Annotated in this window: 23 protein-coding genes; 20 read left to right on the forward strand and 3 right to left on the reverse strand. The window is 43.9% G+C overall.

Going from position 1 to position 22,787, the window contains the following annotated elements:
* Positions 1 to 124 precede the first annotated feature (124 nt).
* From MUP17_03315 to MUP17_03330, 4 genes are all read left to right on the forward strand, one after another.
* The gene (locus MUP17_03315; protein ID MCJ7458006.1) at positions 125 to 736 is read left to right on the forward strand and encodes a helix-turn-helix domain-containing protein; all 612 of its coding nucleotides are present in this window, start codon (positions 125 to 127) and stop codon (positions 734 to 736) included.
* 17 nt (positions 737 to 753) lie between these two features.
* Positions 754 to 1,257, forward strand: a complete 504-nt coding sequence (locus MUP17_03320) for a hypothetical protein (GenBank protein ID MCJ7458007.1) — start codon at positions 754 to 756, stop codon at positions 1,255 to 1,257.
* Positions 1,258 to 1,407: 150 nt separating this feature from the next.
* Positions 1,408 to 2,172, forward strand: a complete 765-nt coding sequence (locus tag MUP17_03325; GenBank protein MCJ7458008.1) for a radical SAM protein — start codon at positions 1,408 to 1,410, stop codon at positions 2,170 to 2,172.
* A gap of 512 nt (positions 2,173 to 2,684) precedes the next feature.
* A complete protein-coding gene (locus MUP17_03330) occupies positions 2,685 to 2,882 on the forward strand; it encodes a DUF6485 family protein (GenBank protein ID MCJ7458009.1) in 198 nt (65 codons plus the stop codon).
* Between the two features lie 145 nt (positions 2,883 to 3,027).
* Here MUP17_03330 and MUP17_03335 read toward each other — a convergent pair whose 3' ends face one another.
* Complete coding sequence (locus tag MUP17_03335) at positions 3,028 to 3,903, reverse strand: dockerin type I repeat-containing protein (GenBank protein MCJ7458010.1); 876 nt, start codon at positions 3,901 to 3,903, stop codon at positions 3,028 to 3,030.
* Positions 3,904 to 4,799: 896 nt separating this feature from the next.
* On the opposite strand from MUP17_03335, the gene MUP17_03340 reads away from it, so the two are divergent.
* The 16 genes from MUP17_03340 (at position 4,800) to MUP17_03415 (ending at position 20,286) form a co-directional block, all read left to right on the forward strand.
* Positions 4,800 to 5,156 carry an NADH-quinone oxidoreductase subunit A gene (locus tag MUP17_03340; GenBank protein ID MCJ7458011.1) on the forward strand — a complete coding sequence of 119 codons (357 nt, stop codon included), beginning with the start codon at positions 4,800 to 4,802 and terminating at the stop codon, positions 5,154 to 5,156.
* Positions 5,156 to 5,653 carry an NADH-quinone oxidoreductase subunit B gene (locus tag MUP17_03345; GenBank protein ID MCJ7458012.1) on the forward strand — a complete coding sequence of 166 codons (498 nt, stop codon included), beginning with the start codon at positions 5,156 to 5,158 and terminating at the stop codon, positions 5,651 to 5,653. Before MUP17_03340 ends, MUP17_03345 begins: the two co-directional genes overlap by 1 nt.
* Positions 5,654 to 5,659: 6 nt before the next feature.
* Positions 5,660 to 6,133, forward strand: coding sequence for an NADH-quinone oxidoreductase subunit C (locus MUP17_03350; GenBank protein ID MCJ7458013.1), 474 nt, complete (start codon positions 5,660 to 5,662; stop codon positions 6,131 to 6,133).
* Positions 6,130 to 7,245, forward strand: a complete 1,116-nt coding sequence (locus MUP17_03355; GenBank protein MCJ7458014.1) for an NADH-quinone oxidoreductase subunit D — start codon at positions 6,130 to 6,132, stop codon at positions 7,243 to 7,245. The genes MUP17_03350 and MUP17_03355 overlap by 4 nt, the downstream gene beginning before the upstream one ends.
* 5 nt (positions 7,246 to 7,250) lie before the next feature.
* A complete protein-coding gene (gene nuoH, locus MUP17_03360) occupies positions 7,251 to 8,279 on the forward strand; it encodes an NADH-quinone oxidoreductase subunit NuoH (GenBank protein MCJ7458015.1) in 1,029 nt (342 codons plus the stop codon).
* A 4-nt stretch (positions 8,280 to 8,283) separates the two neighbouring features.
* Positions 8,284 to 8,742, forward strand: a complete 459-nt coding sequence (locus MUP17_03365) for an NADH-quinone oxidoreductase subunit I (GenBank protein ID MCJ7458016.1) — start codon at positions 8,284 to 8,286, stop codon at positions 8,740 to 8,742.
* Complete coding sequence (locus MUP17_03370) at positions 8,733 to 9,242, forward strand: NADH-quinone oxidoreductase subunit J (GenBank protein ID MCJ7458017.1); 510 nt, start codon at positions 8,733 to 8,735, stop codon at positions 9,240 to 9,242. The genes MUP17_03365 and MUP17_03370 overlap by 10 nt, the downstream gene beginning before the upstream one ends.
* A gap of 4 nt (positions 9,243 to 9,246) precedes the next feature.
* Positions 9,247 to 9,552: an NADH-quinone oxidoreductase subunit NuoK gene (gene nuoK, locus MUP17_03375; GenBank protein ID MCJ7458018.1), complete on the forward strand. Its 306-nt coding sequence runs from the start codon at positions 9,247 to 9,249 to the stop codon at positions 9,550 to 9,552.
* 17 nt (positions 9,553 to 9,569) lie between these two features.
* Positions 9,570 to 11,495 (forward strand): NADH-quinone oxidoreductase subunit L, encoded by a 1,926-nt coding sequence (gene nuoL, locus MUP17_03380; GenBank protein ID MCJ7458019.1) that lies wholly within the window; start codon positions 9,570 to 9,572, stop codon positions 11,493 to 11,495.
* Positions 11,496 to 11,526: 31 nt separating this feature from the next.
* Positions 11,527 to 12,996 (forward strand): NADH-quinone oxidoreductase subunit M, encoded by a 1,470-nt coding sequence (locus MUP17_03385; GenBank protein ID MCJ7458020.1) that lies wholly within the window; start codon positions 11,527 to 11,529, stop codon positions 12,994 to 12,996.
* Positions 12,997 to 13,059: 63 nt separating this feature from the next.
* Positions 13,060 to 14,484 (forward strand): NADH-quinone oxidoreductase subunit N, encoded by a 1,425-nt coding sequence (locus MUP17_03390; protein ID MCJ7458021.1) that lies wholly within the window; start codon positions 13,060 to 13,062, stop codon positions 14,482 to 14,484.
* 969 nt (positions 14,485 to 15,453) lie between these two features.
* On the forward strand, positions 15,454 to 16,044 hold the full coding sequence (locus tag MUP17_03395; protein MCJ7458022.1) for a DUF502 domain-containing protein: 591 nt from the start codon (positions 15,454 to 15,456) through the stop codon (positions 16,042 to 16,044).
* Between the two features lie 9 nt (positions 16,045 to 16,053).
* Positions 16,054 to 17,229, forward strand: coding sequence for a hypothetical protein (locus MUP17_03400; GenBank protein ID MCJ7458023.1), 1,176 nt, complete (start codon positions 16,054 to 16,056; stop codon positions 17,227 to 17,229).
* A gap of 138 nt (positions 17,230 to 17,367) precedes the next feature.
* Positions 17,368 to 17,982 (forward strand): DUF47 family protein, encoded by a 615-nt coding sequence (locus tag MUP17_03405; GenBank protein ID MCJ7458024.1) that lies wholly within the window; start codon positions 17,368 to 17,370, stop codon positions 17,980 to 17,982.
* A 119-nt stretch (positions 17,983 to 18,101) separates the two neighbouring features.
* A complete protein-coding gene (locus MUP17_03410) occupies positions 18,102 to 19,106 on the forward strand; it encodes an inorganic phosphate transporter (protein MCJ7458025.1) in 1,005 nt (334 codons plus the stop codon).
* A 262-nt stretch (positions 19,107 to 19,368) separates the two neighbouring features.
* On the forward strand, positions 19,369 to 20,286 hold the full coding sequence (locus MUP17_03415) for a hypothetical protein (GenBank protein ID MCJ7458026.1): 918 nt from the start codon (positions 19,369 to 19,371) through the stop codon (positions 20,284 to 20,286).
* A 36-nt stretch (positions 20,287 to 20,322) separates the two neighbouring features.
* Here the strand turns inward: MUP17_03415 and MUP17_03420 are convergent, their stop codons facing one another.
* Positions 20,323 to 21,108, reverse strand: coding sequence for a haloacid dehalogenase-like hydrolase (locus tag MUP17_03420; GenBank protein ID MCJ7458027.1), 786 nt, complete (start codon positions 21,106 to 21,108; stop codon positions 20,323 to 20,325).
* Between the two features lie 130 nt (positions 21,109 to 21,238).
* A partial coding sequence (locus MUP17_03425) for a tetratricopeptide repeat protein (GenBank protein MCJ7458028.1) occupies positions 21,239 to 22,787 on the reverse strand: 1,549 nt, incomplete at its 5' end.

Below are 22,787 nucleotides of genomic sequence, written 5' to 3' on the forward strand. Positions count from 1 at the left end.
TTTCTTTTCATTATTGATTATATTTCTGTCTTTGCCATATAATAATGTCAGTAGTTTGCAAATAGAGGATGTCAGGTCCTGGGGATCCGTTTTAGGATTATAATCGTCCATATGGATGATTAGGATGTTAAACCTGACGAGGGAAGAGGCCCAGAGGTATAAAGTAATTTCGGAAGTAACTGAGGAGTACCTTAAGGTCAAGGAGGCGGCAGAGCTTTTAGGGTTAAGCGAGCGACAGATATACCGGATAAAGGCACGAGTTCAGAGAGAGGGAGGAGGGGGAGTAATTCACAGGAGCAAGGGTAAGAAGAGTCCTCGCTGGATAACTATGAAGGTGAAGGATAAGATAGGTCAGCTTTACAAGACCAAATACCGAGGTTTTAATCTTACCCATATGACAGAGTATTTGAACAGCGAGGAGAGGATAAGGGTTTCGAGGGAATCTGTGAGGCAGATATTGTTGGAGAAGGGTTCTTATATCAAGAAGAAGAGCTATCCCAGGCACAGGCAGTGGAGGGAGCCTTCTTATAGAGAGGGTCAGATGGTTCAATCTGACACCTCGGATCTTGACTGGCTGGAGGGGATCCGCCCGAGGCGGACAAGGCTTTATCTGATTGGGGGTGTAGATGATGCCACCAGTAAGGTGGCCGGGGCAGCGTTTGTGCTGACAGATGGGGTAAGGGAGAATACCGGCTTAAAGGGGAATATCCTTATACCCAATTTAGCAGGGCTTTAAGGGAATTAGGTATAAAGATGATCTACGCCTATTCACCTCAGGCCAAGGGGAGGGTTGAGAGGAAGTTCGGGGTGTTACAGGATAGGCTCTGCTCTGAGCTAAGATTACATAACATCTCCAGTTTAGAGGAAGCCAATCGCTATCTAACCCAGGAGTTTATTCCCAAACACAACCGGAGGTTTTCCCGATGGGCCAAAGAACCTGACCCTGCCTATAGACCAGTACCTAAGGGATTAAAGTTAAAGGATATCTTCTGTTTAAAAGAGGAAAGGACTGTGGCTGCAGATAACACCATAAGTTATAAGGGGAAGTTCTTTCAAATACTGCCGGATGAATATAGGTTAAGCTTTTTCAAGACGAAAGTAGAGGTGCACGAACATCTGGACGGCTCCATAAATATCTTCTACCAGAGCAAAAAACTGAAACATAAACCTATATCCAAGGAAAGGATAAAATCCTTTGGTTCTGTTTCTGGACAAAAGAAAAATGAACTTACAACTATCCCGATTAATCGGGACTGACATCTTTAATTTGCGTTGACAAGGCTGGGGTTTTTTATTGACTTTAGTTCACCATAGTATTTATTTAGTACAATTGAGATGCAATGGAAGGGTGGCACCCTCAAACGAGTTTAAGGGTGCTATTTCCCGTAAGTCAGTATAGAGAATAATATGAACGTTTTGCCATTAAAAAAAGGGATAATCTATGGTCCGGTTGATTCCAGAAGATTAGGGTTTTCCCTGGGGATAAATCTCCTACCCACTGATAAAAAATATTGCTCTTTTAATTGCATTTACTGCCATTACGGGTTTGACGATGTTCATACTTTAGAGCTGAAAGATGAGACCGACCAGGTGCCCACTCCTCAAGAGGTAAAACAGGCATTGGAGGATTATCTGAAAATAGACAAAAATATAAATTATATCACCTTTTCCGGGAATGGCGAGCCGACTCTTCATCCTCATTTCTCCGAGATCGTGGATATCGTCAAGAAGGTGAGGGATGAGTATGTTCCTGAAGTTAAGGTTACCATTCTTTCAAATTCCTCAACTGTGGACCGGCCTGAGATAAGAAAAGCTTTAGAGAAAATAGATCTCAGGATAATGAAATTAGACTGTGGCAATGAGAAAACCTGGAGGCAGTTGAACCATCCTTTCAAAACCTTAAGTTATGAGAAAACCGTCGAGAACCTGAAAAAACTGAAAGGGATAATAATCCAGACCATCTTCGTCAAAGGCAGAGTCGATAATACAAGGGACGAGGAAGTAAATGAGTGGATTTCAAGATTAAAACAGATACAGCCGGATAAGGTCCAGATCTACACCTGCGACCGCCCAGTTCCGGATAAAGGTATTGAAAAGGTTCCAAAAGATGTATTAAAGAAAATAGCGGAGAGGGCAGAAAAAGAAACCAAAATCCAGGTGAACGTATTCTGAATGTAGGGGCGAGGTTCCCCCGCCCTATAATAACAGGTAGGTCAGACATTCCTCTCTGACATCTATGAACAGACAAGAATGTCTGTTCTACTAATCCCGTAGACCCAGGTTGCCCCCAACATTGGTATTGATCCCGCCTTGAGGGTAAGGAGGGTAACAGACAGGGCGATTATGTTTTTCGGAAGGTAAATAAAAACCTCACAGTCGAATTTGACCTTGAGGCTGATTAATTGGATTAAGCTGATGATCGGCTATTCATTGTCTGCTTAATCTGTTTCATCTGCTGTGAATATGTTTTTCCCGTGGTCGTCGTCCGCCTCAGGAGGACTGAGCTGACAAAAAAGTGTAGAGACGCATCGAATGCGTCTCGTCTTTTGTGACCGTCGGGTCCCCTGACCCGACGGAATAAACCTGCCAGGTCGGGGGACCTGGCAGGTACATAATGAGGCGGGACTGCCGAAATCTAGATTCGTAAGCAGGGCTCCCAGCCTTGCGATCAAGAAGGAGTCATAATGAAACAATGTGACAATCTAAAAGATAATTTAGCCTTCTGCACCTGCACTTATGAGCCTTGTGAAAGAAAAGGGAAATGCTGTGAATGTCTCAGATACCACCAGAAGTCAAAAGAGCTTCCTGCCTGCTTTTTCTCCAAAGAGGTGGAAAAAACCTATGACCGGTCATTGAGAAGATTTTTGCAGTGTTACAAATGAATTATTGGATGTAGGGGCGACCCGCCGGGTCGCCCCTACAGTTCTAGTGGGTCAGGCATCCCTCCCTGACCAGAACAGGCAAGATGCCTGTTCTACCATTTTTTTCCCCCTTTGAACTTTTAAACCCTTAAACCCTTGAACTTTTTTACGGACAACCCTGACAGGGCTTGGGTCCTCCTTTGAACAGATAATTTATCGTATAAACCACGTCAGAAACGGTAACTTTACCATCACAGTTCACCTCGCCTGCGACCAATGGTTTCATCGAAGGACCACCCTTGAATAGATAGTTTATTGCATAGACTACATCTGCTACGTTGATAAACCCATCCCCGTTACAATCTCCGCACAGATAAACATACAAACTCCAGGTCTGGTCTGACCACCTTACCGCTCCCCATTTGTCATAGGCTTTTACTTCCCAATACCAATTCTTAATTCCAAGGCTATCTGTAAAATCAGTATCCAGCAGGCTGTCAATGATTATGGTCGAGTCAGGGTTAAAGACAATAGAACGGCTGAGATATAAACCATAGCGAACCGTGTCATTCGGGTCAGGGTCGATAGATTTCTGCCAGGAAAGAGTCACAGGTGTTTTGACAGAGTCATAATTTGTCGGGAAGATCAAGGAAAAAGAATCTGGACGAGCATAATTGCTTAAGTTTAAAAGGATACAGACATTGTCGCTATACCTATTTGCCACTGCCAGGTCTAAATCCGTATCCCCATCTAAATCCGCACAAAAAACAGAAAAAGGATCACCTCCTACACTATAGTTCACCGCTGGGGCGAAGGGGATGGAATCGGGGTTGGGGTGAAGAGTTTGGGAATAAGGGTTATTGAATGGGGTGAAGGATAAAAGTAAAAAGAGGAAAAGGATAAATAAAGACCTGAGTTGGTTCGGGAATTGGATTTCCCGAACCGCCCTCTTGCGGGAATTCCAATTCCCGCAAGAACAAGAGTAAACGGATTGCTTCGTTCCCGCAGGGAACTCGCAATGACTAACTGTTCTCAAAAGCATCTTGCCCTCCTGGAGTTAGAAGTTACCTCACAGTCGAATTTGACCTTGAGGCTGATTATTGAGAATTAAGCTGATTGGAGTGCAAGAGCTTGCTCTTGCTTTTTTGCATCAGCAAGCTGATGCGCTCCTATTATATCAGCTTAATCTGCTTCATCTGCTGTGAATAATATATCCGGTATCCTGCGTGCCAGTCGGGTCCCCCGACCCGACGGAATAAAGAACCTTAGTTTCAAAAATAAGATAATATTTTATTATATTTTGTCAATGAGGATTCGGCGTTTTTTTGTAGGGGCACGGCGCGCCGTGCCCCTATAGGTGCTACAGGTTGCATTAAACAGGTAGGTCAGACATTCCTGTGGCTACGAGCCAGCCCGCCCGTAGGGCGCCAGGCTTCGCTCTCTGACCAGAGGGAACAAGCAGGTCCTATTAACGGATCCGTAGGAAATGCCTGTTTTACCAGCACGTAGCGTCTGGGTTTATCCCGGATGTTTTTCTCGTCCCGCCTTAATACGGGACGCTACACACTACGAACTCCTTCAAACAGGTAGACCCATGTTGCCCTCAACATGGGTCGGTCGTCCCACCTTGAGGGTAGGGAGGGATCAAATGTTGTTGATAGTAGAAGGCAGGTCGGGTTGCGTTAGCTACCCGACCTACATCTGCAGAGACGCATTCGATGCGTCTCTACTTTTGTGACCTCACCCTTGCCCTCTCCTAAGAGGAGAGGGCGAAAAATTGTAAAAATGACTTGACAAAAAGTTTTTTTGGTGTTTTTTACTAAGAATTTTACTTGTGAAGGATTTCACTTGTGTGGAGAAACCTCATATATTTTAACGCCTTTTGCGTATCATAGATGTTATCAATAATCAAGACTAATTTTATCCTGTTTAATTAATATGCCAAGCGATTATGCTTTTGTAGGACTTTTTCTGGTATTCGGGGTGGTTTTCGTCCTTTTTGTCTTTCTTCTTTCGAAACTTATTGCCCCGTATAAACCAAACCCGGTCAAACAGGCAAATTACGAATGTGGTGAGGTGCCAATCGGGCAGGGGTGGATTCAGTTTAATGTCCGGTATTATCTTTTTGCCATAATCTTCGTGATTTTCGATGTCGAGGTGGTTTTCTTATTCCCCTGGGCTGTGGTCTACAAGAGCTTAGGTTTTTTTGCTTTCATTGAGATGTTAATATTTATCGCTATCCTTATATTCGGATTAGTTTATGTGTGGAGAAAAGGAGCTTTGAAATGGGTGTGATGAATAAAATCCCGGTTTACGTGGAGAAGCTGCCGGGCGGTGCTATCATAACTGCAAAATTAGACGATGTGCTGAACTATGCGCGCGCCAGCTCGATGTGGTATCTTTTGTTCGGACTTGCTTGCTGTGCAGTCGAGCTGATGGCAACAGGTGCATCCAGGTACGATTTTGACCGTTTCGGGATGTTCTTCAGAGCCTCACCCAGGCAGTCAGACTTAATGATTGTGGCTGGAACTTTAACCAAAAAAATGGCTCCACGCATAAAAAGGCTTTATGACCAGATGCCTGAGCCGAAATACGTTATCGCTATGGGTGGGTGTGTTATCAGCGGTGGTCCTTTTAGATATGACTGCTATAGCGTGGAAAAAGGGGTTGACCATATAATCCCGGTGGATGTTTATATACCTGGATGCCCTCCTCGTCCGGAATCTTTAATGGAAGGCTGTTTGAAACTGCAGGAGAAGATAAAAAAGCAGAAAATTCAGGATTGGGCTTAGAAATAAATGAGTCCAGAAGAGATTAAAAAAATACTCACAGAGAAATTTCCGGATAAGCTAAAAGAAGCTAAAATTCTTGGCTTTGAGCCTACTTTTGTTGTGGAGAAAGATTCACTTCTCGACGTGTGCCTGTTCGTCAAAGAATCAAAAGAGCTTAGCTTTGATCTGCTCTCCTGTATGTCAGGGGCTGATTATCCTGACAGGTTTGAGATGGTCTACCTTCTGTTTTCGTTTTCCAACAAGCATAAGATGAGCCTGAAGGTTCAACTGCCCAAAGATAATCCAGAGGTTGAATCTGTTACCGCTGTCTGGAAAGGAGCTGACTGGTATGAAAGGGAGACAGCAGAACTTTACGGGATAAAATTCAAAAACCATCCAGATTTAAGACCTTTGCTTTTGCCTGAGGATTGGAACGAGGGGTATCCTTTGAGAAAAGACTGGACCGGAAAAGATTTTCTAAAACTGCCGGATATAAAATGAACGAACAGGTATCAGAGATATATACTGAAGAGTTTTTCGTCAATATGGGACCCCAGCATCCCAGCACCCATGGGGTACTGCGTCTGCTTTTGAAGATGGATGGTGAGGTGGTTCTGGATATGGTTCCTCACGTGGGCTATCTGCACCGCTCTATGGAGAAGATCGCTGAAAACCGGACTTATTATCAATATATCCCCTATACTGACAGGATCGATTATGTCTCCTCGATGTTCTGCAACCAGGCTTTTTGTATGGCAATTGAGAAATTAGCCAATGTCCCGGTCCCGGAAAGGGCTGAATATATCAGAATAATAATGGTTGAGCTGAATAGAATCGCTAGCCACTTGATCTGGCTGGGAACGTTCTCTTTAGATTTGGGAGCCATAACCCCATTCCTTTACTGCTTCCGCGAAAGGGAGAAAATTCTAGACCTGTTTGAGATGGTCTGCGGACAGAGGATGACCTTTAACTATATGCGGGTAGGAGGGGTATCCAGGGATATCACGCCTGAATTTGTGCCTGCAGCAAAGGAGTTCGTCAATTATTTTTTGCCCAGGGTGGATGAATATGAGGATATACTCACCCAGAACCCGATTTTCCTGAGCCGGACAAAAGGCGTAGGATTATTAGATCAAAAAACAGCAATCGAGAACGGGGTTACAGGTCCATCTTTGCGCGGAACAGGGCTGAAGTGGGATTTGAGAAAAGATGAGCCTTACTCGATCTACGATAGGTTTAAATTTGAAATACCGACAGGTGAAAACTCGGATGTCTGGGATAGATATGTAGTCAGGATAAAGGAGATGAGGGAATCTGCTAAGATTGTGCTACAAGCTATAGAGAGTATACCTGAGGGTCCGATTAAGACTAAAATCCCAGCAGTTTTCAAACCTCCAGCCGGAGAGGTTTACTTAAGGATTGAAGCTCCAAGAGGAGAGATGGGATTTTACATAGTCTCAGACGGCTCTCCCAAACCTTATAGGGTGAAAATCAGAACCGGCTCTTTTTCCAACTTGACAGTTTTGCCTATCATCTCCCGCGGCTGGAAAATAGCTGATTTGGTGGCGATCTTCGGAAGTTTGGACGTGGTTTTGCCAGAGGTTGACAGATAAAAAATATGTTAGAGTTAGGCCAGCTTTTTAAGAATATTTACCTGTGGGGAGAAAGCCTTTTCGCAAACTGGGGTATCCCCCATTCTATCTTTGAGCTTCTGAGTATGCTGGTGGTGGCGGTGATAATTCTTGCCTTTATGTCTCTTTCGGTCCTGTTTTTGGTCTGGTGGGAAAGAAAAGTCTCCGGGCATATGCAGTCCCGGTTTGGACCAATGCGCACCGGCTGGCACGGCTGGCTGCAGACGATTATCGATGCGATAAAATTAATCTTAAAGGAGGATACTACACCGGAAACTGCAGATAAAATCGGATTTCTTATTGCTCCGATCATAGTTTTTGTCTCGGCTTTTATGGCTTATATTTGCATTCCATTTGGTAAAGGGCTAATAGTCAAAGACCTGAACATAGGGATTCTCTATATACTGGCTATAACCACCTTTACGGTTATCGGGCTTTTAACTGCAGGCTGGTGTTCAAACAATAAGTTCTCGGTTCTCGGAGGGTTCCGCTCAGCTGCCCAGATCATAAGTTATGAGGTCCCTTTGACCCTGTCGATTCTGGGGGTGGTCATTTTGTCCCAGACTTTGAGCATGCAGAGCATAGTGAATTCTCAAAAGCATATCTGGGAATGGTACATCTTCAGGCAGCCGGTCGGTTTTTTGATTTATATCGTCGCAGCCATTGCGGAGATTAACCGGGTGCCCTTTGACATACCTGAGGCTGAGCAGGAGTTAGTAGCTGGTTTCAATATAGAATATTCAGGGATGAAGTTTGCAATGTTTTTCTTTGCCGAATTTGCCAACCTCTTCTTGGTATCAGCCATTGCCACCACCCTTTTCTTGGGTGGATGGAATGGGCCGCTTCTACCCTCCTGGATCTGGTTTTTTATAAAAAGTTTCTTCTTGGTTTTCGTGATAATGTGGTTCAAATGGACCTTCCCTCGCCTGAGAGTCGACCAGTTAATGGGGTTTGCCTGGAAGTTTTTGTTACCGTTAGCTTTTATAAATTTAATTTTAACCGGGCTTTTAGCTTAAAAGTATGAACATCATCAAAAGAACTTTTGACGGAATTTATAACCTTTTAAAAGGGATGAAGGTCACCATAAGGTATTTCTTCAAACCGGCCATAACCCTTCAATATCCTAAAGAGAGATGGACCATGCCGGAGCGGTCCAGGGGTATGGTGGGGTTACTTTCTGACCCTGAGACCGGCAAGTTAAACTGCACTGCCTGCTTGATCTGCATGCGCAATTGTCCGGTCAGGGCGATTCAGATCACCCAGAAAAAGGACGAGGAAGGCAAAAGAGTGCCAGATGAGTTCGTGATCGAAGCCGGTCTTTGCATCTACTGCGGGATCTGTGAGGAATCCTGCCCCTTCAATGCAATCAAAATGATTCCAAAATACGAGTTCTCGACTTTCGATAAAAAACAGCTTACTCATAAAAAGGAAAGATTAGCCGAGATCGGCAAAGGTTTCAAATATAATAAATGGAGTTAAGTCTGGAAAACGGAACACAAACAGCGATTTTTTACATACTCTCAGGATTGATCGTGGGCTCTGCCTTTATGGTGGTGAGCCTGAAGAATATCTTTCATTCGGCTTTGTTTTTAGTCCTTTGCTTTTTCTCAATTGCCGGGATATATGTTCTGCTTTCAGCCGAGTTCGTGGCTGCAGTTCAGGTCTTAATCTACGTGGGGGCAATTACAGTTCTTTTGATCTTTGCCATAATGCTGACTGCCCAGCTTTATAGTCCCAGTATCAGGCAATCTAATGAACAGGTAATTCCAGGACTCATAATCGTGGGCACGCTTTTAATAGTTACCCTTTCGGTTTTAAGGCGCACGAGCTGGAGGATAAGCACCCAGGGAATAGAAGAACAATCAACTGTCTCTATTGGAAAATCTCTTTTGACCACTTATGTTTTGCCTTTTGAGGTGGTCTCTTTAGTCTTAATAGCAGCTCTGATCGGCGCGATAATAATTGCGCGCAAGGAGTAGGATGCTGACTTTATATCACTATTTATCTTTAAGCGCTCTGCTTTTCTGCATCGGGATATTCGGGGTCTTGACCCGCAGGAATGCCATCGGGATTTTGATGGCGATCGAGCTTTTATTCAATGCGGTGAATATAAATTTCGTGGCGTTTGCTAAATTCATAAACCCTGAAGGGCTAACCGGCCAGGTGTTCTCCATCTTCGTAATCACCGTAGCAGCAGCAGAGGCGGCTGTTGGTCTGGCGATAATCATCCTGATCTACAGGCAGCATAAGGGGGTGGAGGTGGACAAAGTGAATATAATGAAATGGTAAGGAGTAAATAAAATTCTATGTTACCGTATAGCTGGCTGATTCCTTTTTTTCCGTTACTCTCGTTTGTTTTTATCATATTTTTCACCATACACAATAAAAAGTTGTCATCCTTGGTTTCCATTGGAGCTGTCGCTATATCTTTTGTGCTATCCTGCATAGTCTTGGTCACAGTTCTTCAGAATCCTGTGATCTCGGAATTCAAGATTAACTGGTTAGACCTGCCCGGATTTATAGTCGAGGCAGGAATGCTGATAGATCCTTTGACTGCAGTAATGCTAATGGTTGTGACGGTCGTCTCGATGCTGGTTCAGATCTATTCAGTGGGCTATATGGCAGGCGATTCCAGATTCTCTCGCTATTTCTCCTTCTTATCCTTATTCACCTTCTCGATGTTAGGTCTGGTTTTAGCTAACAATTTCTTTGAGATCTTCATCTTCTGGGAATTAGTGGGACTAACTTCATATCTTCTGATCGGGTTCTGGTTTGAGAAAAAGACCGCCTCAGATGCAGGCAAAAAAGCTTTCATCACCACAAGGACAGGTGATTTAGCATTTTTAGTCGGGATATTCCTTTTGACTACCACGGTTGGCACCCTGAATTTTCAGGAGGCATTCCACCAGGTTGAATCAGGTGCCATCTCATCTGCTCTTCTGACTCTTTCAGCCATCTTGATCTTCGGAGGAGCAGTAGGTAAGTCTGCCCAGTTTCCCTTGCACGTGTGGCTGCCGGATGCAATGGAAGGTCCTACTCCGGTTTCCGCTTTAATCCATGCGGCAACTATGGTCGCTGCCGGGGTATATTTAGTTGCCCGGCTGATGTCTATTTATGCGCTTTCTGTTCCTGCATCTTTGGTCGTAGCGATCATTGGAGCATTTACCGCCTTTTTAGCTGCATCCATTGCTTTAGTGCAAAACGATATAAAAAGGGTCTTGGCTTATTCTACCATAAGCCAGCTTGGTTATATGATTATGGCTTTAGGCTTGGGAGGTTACACTGCCGGGACTTTTCATCTAATGACCCACGCTTCTTTCAAAGCTCTCCTGTTTTTGGGAGCAGGAAGCGTGATCCATGCGATGCACACCAACGACATCTGGGAGATGGGAGGGTTATATCTGAAAATGCGGACTACTGCCATAACCTTTATCCTCGGGTCCCTCTCCTTAGCCGGAATCTTCCCCTTGTCTGGTTTCTGGAGCAAAGACGAGATTTTGCTCCTTGCCTGGAACAAAAGCCCGATCTTTGCGCTGGTTGGTCTGGCAGTTGCCTTTATGACCGCATTTTATATGTTCCGGCTGTGCTTTATCGCCTTCTATGGAAAGGCAAGAGACCAGCACAAATTCGAGCATGCGCACGAGTCCCCGAAAGTGATGACAGTTCCCCTGGTGATTTTGGCTTTCCTTTCAATTTTCGCTGGATGGGTGGGAATACCCTGGTTTTCAAAAGGATATTCCTCTTTTGTCTATCATCACGAGGTCCATCATTTAGAGCCGAACCTTATTTTGATGATAGTTGCCACTCTGGTGGCTTTGTCCGGGATCTATTTAGCTTACGTCATCTATTACAAGGGGACGATCTCGGCTGAAAGGCTGAAGGACAGGTTCTCTTCCATTCACAAGTTATTATACAACAAATATTATTTTGATGAGCTTTACAATGCCATCATCATAAGACCGTTATTCAAGCTGGCCGATTTCCTGTTCAAAAAATTCGACCAGGGGGTCATAGACTGGCTGGTGAATGCGGCCGGGAATTTCACCATGTTCTTATCCTGGTTCTGGGAGCTTTTCGATACCTATGTCGTGGACGGGGCAGTCAACGGTTTAGGGTACGTGGTCAGGGGAACCGGTGCAGGCATAAGAAGGGTTCAGACCGGGCAGTTACAGAATTATGCCTTTATCATCTTTTTCGGGATCGTCTTGATCATTCTTTTGAAGATTTTTTAAATGAAAAAAAAATCAGGAGGAAAATGCTGATATGAACTTTCCAATACTTTCTTATATGATCTTCATCCCTTTTTTGGGAATAATCGCAGTGCTGCTCTTAAGGAAGGAGCAGGTTCAGGCCATTCGCTGGGCATCCGCATTGTTTTCCTTCATCCCTCTGGTCCTCTCCTTTTTCCTTTTAGCCCATTATGACTCCTCGACCTCAGCTATGCAGTTTGTGGAAAAGCATAACTGGATACCCTCCTTAGGAGTGACTTATTTTTTAGGAGCAGACGGGCTTTCAGTGCCGATGCTTTTTCTAACCGCGCTTTTGTCCTTTTTGTCGGTAATCGCCTCCTTTAACATAAATTTCAGGGTGAAGGAGTATTTCGCTTTCTTCCTGCTTTTGGAAGTCGGGATGATGGGAGTATTTGCGGCTTTGGATTTCTTCTTATTTTACATCTTCTGGGAGGTGATGCTGGTCCCGATGTATTTTCTGATCGGGATCTGGGGAGGTCCCAGAAAGGAATATGCGGCAATCAAGTTCTTTTTATACACTCTTTTCGGAAGCGTTTTTATGCTGATCGGGATTTTAGCTTTATATTTTACCTCCCAGCCTCATACCCTGAATATGATGGAGCTTATCTCCCAGGCACCTCTTTTAGGCAGAGGGTTTCAGCTTATAGTCTTTGTTGCATTCTTCCTGGCTTTTGCCATCAAAGTCCCTATTTTCCCGTTCCATACATGGCTTCCGGATGCTCACGTTGAGGCACCCACAGCAGTCTCAGTCATCCTGGCTGGAATTTTATTAAAGATGGGAACCTACGGACTTCTGAGGGTGAGCCTTCCGATGTTCCCAAAGGCGGCTTTATATTATGCCTTACCTTTAGCTTTGTTAGCTTTAATCAATATCATCTACGGTGCCCTGGTCTGTATGGCTCAGAAAGATTTGAAAAAGATGGTGGCATACTCATCAGTCAGCCATATGGGCTACTGCATACTTGGTATTTCTGCCCTGACAGTTACCGGCGTTTCCGGTTGCGTTTTCCAGATGTTCTCTCACGGGCTGATTACTGGCGCCCTGTTCTTGTTAGTCGGGGTTTTATATGACCGGGCTCATACCAGGGACATAGATGCTTTTGGCGGCTTATGGATAAAAATCCCGGTTTATTCGGGGATAATGATTTTATTCTGTCTGGGTTCCTTAGGGCTGCCGGGTCTTTCAGGTTTCATAAGCGAATTTATGGTTTTCATCGGCTCATTCCCGGTCTTCAAGGTGATAGTTGCCTTAGCGGTATTAGGCGTGGTGATAACAGCAGCTTACTTCTTGCGGATGATCCAGAAGATGTTTTTAGGAACTTTCAATACCAAATGGGAAGCTTTAACCGAGATAAGCGGCAGGGAACTATTTACGGTTATCCCTCTTGCCATCCTGATGATCGGAGTCGGGGTTTACCCTTCTCCCTTAGCTGATATGATTCGGGCGACCTTAGAAAATATCGTCCATCTGGTAACCGGTTAATTTTTTACCATGAACTATGAACCAATAACTACCAAATGTCTTTCGGAGGTTTGATTGTACTTCATGCCGATTTTTCCAGAAGTTTTTCTCCTCCTCTGGGCGATTTTAATTTTCGTAGTCGATTTCTTCTTAAAAGAGGAGAAGAGAAAGAATTTAGGTTACCTTTCGCTTTTAGGGATTTTAATTACGATCATCCTGCTTTTCTTCTCAGCCCAGGGAGAGATGTTCGGAAAGGCTTATTCTTATGATTCTTTGAGTTTGTTTTTCAAACTGGTTTTCCTTTTGTCTGCATTTTTGGCAATTTCAGTCTCCATTGACTTCGTAGCCAAATTCAGAGCTTTCAAGGGCGAGTTCTTCGGCCTGATTCTCTTTTCTACGGTGGGGATGATGCTTCTTTCATCTGCCAGGGAGCTAATCTTTTTATATGTTTCCCTGGAGCTGGTTACGATCCCGCTTTACGTTTTAGCTGCCTACTTAAAACCGGATAGAAAATCCGCAGAGGCAGGGTTGAAATATATGCTCTTAGGGGCAATCTCCTCAGCCATTCTGCTCTATGGCATCAGCTTAATCTACGGTATAACCGGAACCACTTTTCTTCTGGGGATTAAAACCAGACTGATGGTCGATTATCTGCAGATAGGTCCGATTGGTCCAGGTCTTTTCCTCTCCTTTATATTTTTCATCGCCGGGTTCGGGTTCAAATTGGCTCTGGTTCCTTTTCATATGTGGGCGCCGGATGTTTATGAAGGCGCACCTACCCCCATCACCGCTTTTCTTTCAGTTGGGTCCAAAGCCGCAGGTCTGGTGGCTTTCTTACGAGTTTTCTTTGAATCATTTTCTGTCTATAATCCGGACTGGGTCACCATTGTCGCGGTCTTAGCGGCTTTGAGTATGATCATCGGGAATATAATCGCTCTGCTTCAAACCAACATCAAAAGGATGTTAGCTTATTCCTCTATTGCCCAGGTGGGATACATATTAGTCGGTTTAGTGGCAATATCTGAGAGAGGAGTCTCCTCAGTTGCCTTTTACACCTTAGCTTACCTTTTTGCCAACTTAGGCGCCTTTGTGGTGGCAATCGCATTTGAGCTTCAAACCGGCTCCTCTGAGATAAAAGACTATTCAGGTCTTTCCCGGACTTCTCCGACTTTATCTTTTTTGATGATGATCTTCCTACTTTCCTTGGTGGGAATTCCTCCTTTAGCTGGATTTGTGGGGAAATATTTCCTTTTTGCTGCTGCGATTGAAAAAAATCTGATCTGGTTAGTGGTTATAGCGGTTTTGACCAGCGTGATCTCGCTTTATTACTATGTGGACGTGATAAGGGAGATGTATTTTAATAAGAAAGAAGGCGGAGAGAAAATCTTTTTGCCCTTCGGGATAAAACTGGCTTTGTTGATTTGTATCATAGGTGTCATTTTAGTTGGCCTTTTCCCCAATCCCTTCCTCAACCTTGCCTCCCAGGCAGCGCTGGTTTTTAAGTATTGATTGTTGCGTCCGGGTTTATCCCGGACGTTTGATTTTCGTCGGGCTACGAAATTTTTGGAGACGCATGGCGATGCGTCTCTACGAACTCGGTAAACCCACGTTGCCCTCAACGTGGGTACGCTATAGCCCCACCTTGCGGGCAAAGGGGAGTACAGATTTTGTTTGGTAGGGGCGAGGTTCCCTCGCCCAGAGATTAGTCAACTACCTTCGGATGGTTGACCTACAGGCCTACCAGTTCATATATAAATTGCTGTGTGGCATTCCTAAACTTGCTTTGGGGATGTTTTGTTAACCTCTCTTCACCCTCAAACAAGTTTGAGGGTGCCACCCGTCCACCCGTCGTCGTCGGCAGATTCAGACCAGTTCCATCAAAGATGGACAATGGATGTCCATCAAATATGGACAACCTGATTCCATAATTTGTGGAATCAGACACTTGTCCACCAAATATGGACAAGAAATAGAATATATAGAGATATATATATGTTAGAGATATTTATTTAGAGGGACGGTCAAGCAGAATTCAGCCAATATTTAGATAAATATTTTGAAATTAAGAAAAAAATACGTGCTCGTCGGGGAAGATTCATAATGTCAACTTGCCAGGTCAGGGGACCTGGCAAGCACAACGGGGTTTGAGAGTGCCACACTTCGCTCCTGGCGGATGTTATCATCCGCCAGGGCTTCAGATTGTGTCGAGGATGATGACATCCTCGACGAGAAGGGAGACGCATGCGATGCGTCTCTACAAAAAACCTCTCCCTGCCCTTTCCTGTAGGGTCGATCGTGTGGTTTCCACAAACCTGCTTTGTGGATGTTTTGACAACCTCTCTTCACCCTCAAACAAGTTTGAGGGTGCCACCCCCTGTCCGACTAACAGAAATTTTTTGTTCAAATTTAGTTGACAAAAAGATGAAAAAGAATAACTTAGAAGGAATTATATGGGAGGTAACTTTTTCCTGACATAAAATGGTAAAGGCTCTAAGAAACTATTTTCTTTCCGGCGTACTGATCATCGTTCCCTTGATTATCACCTATCTGGTATTACGTTTCTTATTTTTAGGTCTGGACGGGCTTCTCTCTCCCTTAATCAATAAACTTATAGGTTTTAATTTCCCTGGTACCGGGCTTTTAGCCACCTTGATCCTTATTTTCTTTGCCGGACTTTTTGCCTCCAGCCTGATTTTTTCGCGTTTGGTCTCTTATGCAGAATCTCTTTTCAACAAAATCCCGGTTATCCGAACAATCTATGGACCTGCCAAGCAATTAGTGGAAAGCTTGACGGTTGCAGATAAAAGGGGATTCAAGCAGGTTGTTCTGATCCAGTTCCCCAGACAGGGAATTTTTGCCTTAGGTTTTGTTACTAATAGGGTTAATTTTAAAAACGAAGAGCTTTTAGCGGTCTTTATCCCTTCAACCCCAACTCCCTTCACTGGCTGGACACTTCTTTTTAAAGAGGATGAGGTTACCTTTTTAGATATATCAGTGGAAGAGGGGATAGAGTTTTTTGTGTCCGGAGGGATTGCTTCCCCGGATAAGTTTAACTTCAAGGAAAAATAGAATCTCAAGATGCTAAAAGAAACAATCACCACTGCCGCTTCAATTAAAGCTAAAGCCTTAGCTGCTGTCTGGACCTTCCCTTCAATTCTCCTATCAGCTTTAGTCATCGGCTGGGCAGCTGAGGCGGCCCAGTTCTTATTCTCCCAGGGTTTAGCCTTAGCTATTTTAGCCTGGCTGCAGACTTTGCCTGAATTCGCAGTGGAGGCAGTCATTGCCTGGGAGGCAGGGACTGATCCACAGAAAGTTCACCTGGTTACTGCCAATTTCACTGGTTCTTTGCGCCTTTTGGTGGGCTTGGGCTGGCCTATGATCTATTTCACCACAGTTTTCTTCAGAAAAAGAAAACCCGGGGAGAAAAGGCTCTTAAATATAAAGCTGGACGGCGAGCATGCAGTTGAGGTCTTAGGGCTTCTCCCGCCCATTCTATATTTTGTCATCATAGTTCTAAAAGGCACCCTTTCGCTTTTCGATTCGGTGATACTTTTTCTGATGTATGTAGGATATCTATATATTTTAAGGAAGATCCCTGCTCAGGATCAGGAGAAAATCGAAGAAGCAGGCAGGATACCCCGCTGGATCTTAAGCCAGAAACCGCTGAGAAGAGACCTTTCCATAGCTTTTCTTTTCATCATTGGCGGGGTCTGGCTCTGTTTAGTGGCAGAGCCTTTCCTGCGTAGTATGTTAGCCCTGGCAACTTTTTTGGGGGTATCTCAATTCGTCTTCATCCAGTGGGTTTCCCCTTTTCTGTCTGAGTTCCCGGAAAAGGTCACTGCTTTTAACTGGGCAAGGACCGTAAAAAAAGCCCCAATGGCTCTGATGAATATGATCTCCTCCAATATCAACCAGTGGACCGTGCTGGTGGCGATGATCCCGATCGTCTATTCCATAAGTGCGGGAAAAGTCTCGGTTATCCATTTTGATTCTCATCAGAAAGTGGAGATCTTCCTGACCATTGCTCAATCAGCTCTGGGGATGGTCCTTTTAGCCAATATGGAGTTCCGCTGGTACGAGGCTCTGGGCCTTTTTGGCCTGTGGTTTACACAATTTGTAATACCGTCTCTGAGGGAGGAGATAACCTGGGTTTATCTCTTCTGGCTGTATGTGGAGCTGATTCTGGCTTTTGTTGGGAAAAGAAAACTCAAAGTTTTTAAGGAGTTTAGAGAATTGGTCAGGAAACATTTTTGAGGTTTGTAGGTGCTCGATTTATCGAGTCCAAATGGACCCAATAAATTGGGCAACTACATAGAAATTGTAGTTGCTTGATTTATCAAGCAAATTAGCCCGATGAATCGGGCAACTACAGAAGTGAAAGAGAGGAGAATCATGTTTGGAATTATGCCCAGGGAAGACAAGTTCTTCGGGATGCTCAAGGAGTTAGCCCATTGCGTTCTAAAGGGAGCTGAGGCTTTAAAAGACTTAGTGGAGAACTACACGGACGTGGAAAGAAAGGTAAGAGATATAAAAGAGATCGAGCATGATGGCGACAGGAACATACATCAGATCATTGACAGTCTGAACAAAACCTTCGTCACGCCACTGGACCGGGAAGACATTCACCAGCTTGCCAGCGAGTTAGATGACGTTTTGGATGCGATCGAGGGGATATCGAGCCGCCTGTTAAATTTCAAAATCGAAAAACCGACCCTGGAGTGCATCCAGCTGGTGAACATAATCTATAAGGCAACAGTGGAGATAGAAAAAGCGGTTTCCGATCTCAAGCATTTCAGAAACCTTCATCCCTTCTGTGTGGAGATAAACAGCCTGGAAAACGAGGCAGACCAGATCACCCAGGCGAAGGTAGGCAAACTGCTGGACGAGGAGCCCGACTGGAGAATGGCTATCAAGTGGAAGGAGATCTACGGAAGACTGGAGACCGCGGCTGACCATTGTGAGAATATCTCCGATGTGATCGAGAGTATCGTGGTGAAAAATGCTTAGGTACTGAAAGATTTGATCAGGCGAATGCAAATTCAGGATGGCTCGGAAATCGTGCCCGCATCCAGTCCAACGAGCCAGACTCCAAAGGAGGGATACTTGTCAAATAGAGCAGGTCTCGTATGTTAAGTTTAATCTTTGTCATCTTCATTATTTTGGTTGCTCTGGCTTTTGATTTCACCAACGGGCTGCACGATGCGGCTAATTCCATCGCTACGGTTGTTTCCACCCGGGTTCTAACACCCCGCCAGGCTGTGGTCTGGGCGGCTTTTTTTAATTTCGTGGCGTTTCTGATCTTCGGCACCGCGGTAGCTACAACCATCGGCAAGGGGATGATCGATATCAGCGTGGTCACGCCAAGGCTCATATTCGCGGGATTGATCGGCGCAATTAGCTGGAACCTTTTCACCTGGTATCTGGGACTACCTACCAGCTCCTCCCATGCTTTGATCGGTGGCTATGCTGGAGCAGCCATTGTCAAAGCCGGCTTTAAAGTCATCATCCTCAGCGGCTGGACCAAGACCATTATCTTCCTTTTTCTTGCGCCAACCCTGGGCTTAGTTTTAGGACTGATTTTCATAGTCATAGTCACCTGGATTGTACATAAAAAGACCCCTGCCTCCATTGATAAGTGGTCACGTCGTTTGCAATTAGTCTCAGCCTGTCTGTATAGTCTGGGTCACGGAGGGAATGACGCACAGAAGACTATGGGGATTATAGCCAGCTTGTTGTTTTCGGCTGGACTTATCAAGACCTTTCACATACCTCTCTGGGTGGTGTTGAGTGCACATGCCGCTATAGCTTTAGGAACCCTGTCAGGTGGCTGGCGTATAGTGAAGACCATGGGTCAGAAAATAACCAAACTAAGGCCAATTGATGGTTTTTGTGCTGAAACTGCGAGTGCCATTAGCATTTTCACGGCTACTCATCTGGGTGTGCCAGTTAGCACCACACATGTCATCACCGGAGCCATTTCCGGGGTTGGAGCAGCCAAACGTCTTTCCGCGGTACGTTGGGGAATCACTATTAAAATCGTCTGGGCCTGGCTTTTGACCATTCCCGGAGCAGCTTTGACTGCTGGGGTTTTCTATTTTCTGCTGGAGTCGGCGATTAAGTTGTTCTCTTAGTAAGCGACAGCTCAAAACCATAAATAAGTAGTCTGCTTCTGTGGGATGTTATCATCCCGAAGCTTAAAAAGAGCTGGCTAATATCAGTTTGAACGAAAACATTAAACCCACGTTGTGGGCAACGTGGGTTTACCTTGTGTAAAAGGTAGGGGCGCGATATGTCGTGCCCCTACCACTTTAGCCCAACCTGAAAATATGGTAGGCGTACAATAATTTTTCTTGCACATTCTAATAGAAAGGTATTAATTTAAAATATGAGATAATGGAAACACTTTTAGAAATATTCTTAAAACACTACAAAGGTAATTTACAAATGGAACTTGAAAACAATTCAGAAAATAAATCCCAAAAAGCAGAGGTGGAAAAAGAGTGGATGTTTCCCAAGTCTGCAAACAGATGGGACACTGTTTTTCGAGTCGTACAACTAGTTTTATTGGTACTGGCTTTAGGCCTCAGTATATGGAATCTTAAGAGTTCTGCAAAATTCTCATCTAATGTTGAAAATCACCTTAAAAATTTTGATACACTTTTTGCCAGTGTGGAGAATAAAATGAAAGCCCTACCTCAGAGTGTCGATAAGTTTGATTCTACTATAAGGGATCTAACAGACGTAGTTGAAAGCCAGCAAAAGGAATTAAGCTCGTCTATCGGTGGGCTGAGAAAAGATGTGGATTTGTTTTCAAATAGCTTAATCTCTTATGAAAGGAAATTAAGTGAAATCGTCGAAGCCAGTGACAAACAACTACAGCTCCTAAAAAAGACTCAAGCAAGTTGGGAGAAAGAAATCTCTAGAAGCCCAAATCTAATATTATTCAAAGATAAGGCTGAAAGGGTTGATAGTAATAAAATACATATTATTCCTGCTATATTGAACAAAGGTGATCAATTTTCTGAAAAGAACAATTTTATTCTAAAAGTCCCTAAAAAATTTAACTTCAAATCTTCAGGTTGGACTCCATATGACTCTTTATCGGACCCACAAACTTGGAGTTATAGACTTAATCAATTTATAGGATATTATAGTGATACTACAAAATGGTTAATATCCAGACCTAATAATTTTGATTTTACTGTTGAATTGCCTGCTAAAAAAGAATTATCCGAATTAAATTTTGATTATACTATTTTTCATGAAAAAGGTTCACAGGATGGCAAGTTAGAGGTCAAACTGCCTAAATAAATATTTACGACTCCCGTGTTCTAAGGACCGCCTATTCTATCTTTTCTTTAGAATCTTTTTTTGTTTGTACAGGGATTTTGAGTAAATAATGTCATGAATAATCAGGTCTAAGGTGAGCCGCATGATTTCCATGAATTGAGAGTTTTTTCTGAAATCTGCGGGTGCTATATGATTAACCCTCCCATCTCTAAGCAAATTTATGCAGGTTTCTTTCGCCTTGCGCTTTTTAGGTTTATATACAGCTATTGCATGACCACCATTCTTAATGGTTACAGTCATACCAGGTACGTCAGTCTCGCCGTCTCCGACATAAACTATATTTCTGAATGGTATTGGCCTGTCCTCCTCTGCCATATGTTCGTTAATCCTCTCATGCAATAACTCTCTTCCTTTGTTTATCCTAAACAGATACTGTGTTTTTATTGTGTCATTGACCAGGACTTTCGGAAAGAGTGGTTTTCCGTACGGATCATGATGATATTCAGATGCAAATATTCTCTCGAATTGTTTTCTTATGGGTATTCCATCAAGTATTTCTTTCAATCCGGCAGATATCAAATAGAATCTCAAGTTTGCCTGACCTTTGCTTCTCGCTTTGACGTAGTCTCTAAGTTGTTTGAAATGTGTCTTAACTCCTTTGAAGTAATCTATTTCCCCTGAAAGCTTTTTTAAATCGGTATCCTTGAACGTTACCTTCGCTCCTTCGGCTTTCTCTATCAATAATCGCATATAACAAAGCATTTGATCAGCGTTTGTTCTCTTCGATACCCTGGCAACTTCCTCCCAAAACTTCTTGGGTTTAATGTTGAGTTCCGGCAACACTGCATATTCCTGCATTGGTTGGGGGGATAACGTTCCGTCAAAGTCGTAAACAATTGCAATAATGTTTTTTTTTTGTAGCGCATTGTGGCCCTCCTTTTAAGATTGGATACATTGAAGCATCATTAGAAACTTATCTAATGTTTCTTAATTTCTGCAGGACATCGTTGACGGTGGGGTCATTTGGATGGTCCTGCACCCATCTCTCCAGGATTTTTTGCGACTGGCTATATTTCTTGTTCATAATATAGAGGTCCGAAAGAGCCCGGAAGTTGATGTCGTTATCCGGGCTTATCTGATAAGCCTGATAAAAGGTATTCTCTGCATCCTGAATTCTTCTCTGACCAATATAGAACAGGCCCAGATACTGAAGATACAAAAGCTGGGGATTTGAGTCATACAGCTTTCTGAGATGTTCCTCACCTTTTTTCAAAAGGGCATCAGCTTCTTGAGTTTTTCCTTCCTGTCTGTTCAGATCAGCTAAGATCGAATAGGTACGGTAATAATCCGGATATACCTGGACGGCTTTTTCCAGCTCAGCTATGGCTTTTCCTTTATCTCCACCGGTTAAATAGACATTACTCAATTCGATAAACATCTCCGGATAACTGATCAGCATTCCAATGGCGTTTTCATCCTTGTAGACTTTCATATCGTTTAAACCCCGGTACTTGTAGACCTCCCATAAGAGCTTATGGTACAGGTCCACATCATACATTAACTTTCCTTCCTCCGGCACAAGTTTCAAGGCAAAACCGGCTTTTTTCAGGTGAGTATCAAGATTTATTCTGCCATCCGGAGGAACGGTGGAGGAAAAAACTATGGAGTACTTCCACTGGTTCGTCATAATTATATTCTCGATCATCAGGTCTTGGACCCGGATTAGTTTTTTGTTTTTCTCATCATAATAGCTGAAAAGGTAATGGTTAGTTCCTCTTAAGGGGTCGTAATACGTCTCCCGTGGAAGGGAGATGATGGTGCCATCCGGGCGTCTGGTATCTACCCACTTTATCTGCTCGTCTCTTAAACTGATCGGGACATTCCATTTATTCTTAAGTTCCAGGATATACCAGTCCGTATTGAGCAGGCTCAAGTTTATCACCCTAACATCCGTCCTGAATTTCTCCACCTGCTGGATAAACCATAAAGGGAAGGTGTCGTTATCACCGTTGGTGAAGATGATAGCATCCCGGTCACAGGAGCTAAGGATATTGTAGGCATAATCGAACGGTAGATAATCGCCTCGCCGGTTATTGGGAGAGTGCAGCCCGCGATTTAAAGGCATCAGAGGTGCAAAAAGAAAGATTGCCGAAAACCCGTAAACAAAACTCCTGGTTCCTAACTTGCCTAACTTCGTAAAAGCTTCGCCCAGATAACTTATGAGTCTGGAAATCCCCAAACCCATTAGCAGGGCAAAAAAGACGAATGCCGGGGTGAAAAAGTAGTCTCTATCCCTGACCTCTAAACGCTCTATCTCTCCGGTCAGGGGGTTGGACTTGGTCCCATCTCCAAAGTTCAGATAGAGTATCAACCCTATCGAGGAGATTAATACCAGGAAAAGGAGCATCCAGCCAATACCCTTAACTCTTCTTATCGACTCTACTACCCCTAATAGACCCAAAAGCACCGGGATGAACCATAAGCTCTTGTCCAGATACTGCTCCCGGAAAATTCCCCAGAAA

The sequence above is a fragment of the Candidatus Zixiibacteriota bacterium genome, from assembly GCA_022865345.1.
Taxonomy (GTDB): domain Bacteria; phylum Zixibacteria; class MSB-5A5; order MSB-5A5; family RBG-16-43-9; genus RBG-16-43-9.

Excerpts from the sequence above, each read along its gene's own strand:
- MUP17_03315 (MCJ7458006.1), top strand. The coding sequence starts at position 125 with ATGTTAAACCTGACGAGGGAAGAGGCCCAGAGGTATAAAGTAATTTCG.
- MUP17_03320 (MCJ7458007.1), top strand. The coding sequence starts at position 754 with ATGATCTACGCCTATTCACCTCAGGCCAAGGGGAGGGTTGAGAGGAAG.
- MUP17_03325 (MCJ7458008.1), top strand. The coding sequence starts at position 1,408 with ATGAACGTTTTGCCATTAAAAAAAGGGATAATCTATGGTCCGGTTGAT.
- MUP17_03330 (MCJ7458009.1), top strand. The coding sequence starts at position 2,685 with ATGAAACAATGTGACAATCTAAAAGATAATTTAGCCTTCTGCACCTGC.
- MUP17_03335 (MCJ7458010.1), bottom strand. The coding sequence starts at position 3,903 with ATGCTTTTGAGAACAGTTAGTCATTGCGAGTTCCCTGCGGGAACGAAG.
- MUP17_03340 (MCJ7458011.1), top strand. The coding sequence starts at position 4,800 with ATGCCAAGCGATTATGCTTTTGTAGGACTTTTTCTGGTATTCGGGGTG.
- MUP17_03345 (MCJ7458012.1), top strand. The coding sequence starts at position 5,156 with ATGAATAAAATCCCGGTTTACGTGGAGAAGCTGCCGGGCGGTGCTATC.
- MUP17_03350 (MCJ7458013.1), top strand. The coding sequence starts at position 5,660 with ATGAGTCCAGAAGAGATTAAAAAAATACTCACAGAGAAATTTCCGGAT.
- MUP17_03355 (MCJ7458014.1), top strand. The coding sequence starts at position 6,130 with ATGAACGAACAGGTATCAGAGATATATACTGAAGAGTTTTTCGTCAAT.
- nuoH (MCJ7458015.1), top strand. The coding sequence starts at position 7,251 with ATGTTAGAGTTAGGCCAGCTTTTTAAGAATATTTACCTGTGGGGAGAA.
- MUP17_03365 (MCJ7458016.1), top strand. The coding sequence starts at position 8,284 with ATGAACATCATCAAAAGAACTTTTGACGGAATTTATAACCTTTTAAAA.
- MUP17_03370 (MCJ7458017.1), top strand. The coding sequence starts at position 8,733 with ATGGAGTTAAGTCTGGAAAACGGAACACAAACAGCGATTTTTTACATA.
- nuoL (MCJ7458019.1), top strand. The coding sequence starts at position 9,570 with ATGTTACCGTATAGCTGGCTGATTCCTTTTTTTCCGTTACTCTCGTTT.
- MUP17_03385 (MCJ7458020.1), top strand. The coding sequence starts at position 11,527 with ATGAACTTTCCAATACTTTCTTATATGATCTTCATCCCTTTTTTGGGA.
- MUP17_03390 (MCJ7458021.1), top strand. The coding sequence starts at position 13,060 with ATGCCGATTTTTCCAGAAGTTTTTCTCCTCCTCTGGGCGATTTTAATT.
- MUP17_03395 (MCJ7458022.1), top strand. The coding sequence starts at position 15,454 with ATGGTAAAGGCTCTAAGAAACTATTTTCTTTCCGGCGTACTGATCATC.
- MUP17_03400 (MCJ7458023.1), top strand. The coding sequence starts at position 16,054 with ATGCTAAAAGAAACAATCACCACTGCCGCTTCAATTAAAGCTAAAGCC.
- MUP17_03405 (MCJ7458024.1), top strand. The coding sequence starts at position 17,368 with ATGTTTGGAATTATGCCCAGGGAAGACAAGTTCTTCGGGATGCTCAAG.
- MUP17_03410 (MCJ7458025.1), top strand. The coding sequence starts at position 18,102 with ATGTTAAGTTTAATCTTTGTCATCTTCATTATTTTGGTTGCTCTGGCT.
- MUP17_03415 (MCJ7458026.1), top strand. The coding sequence starts at position 19,369 with ATGGAAACACTTTTAGAAATATTCTTAAAACACTACAAAGGTAATTTA.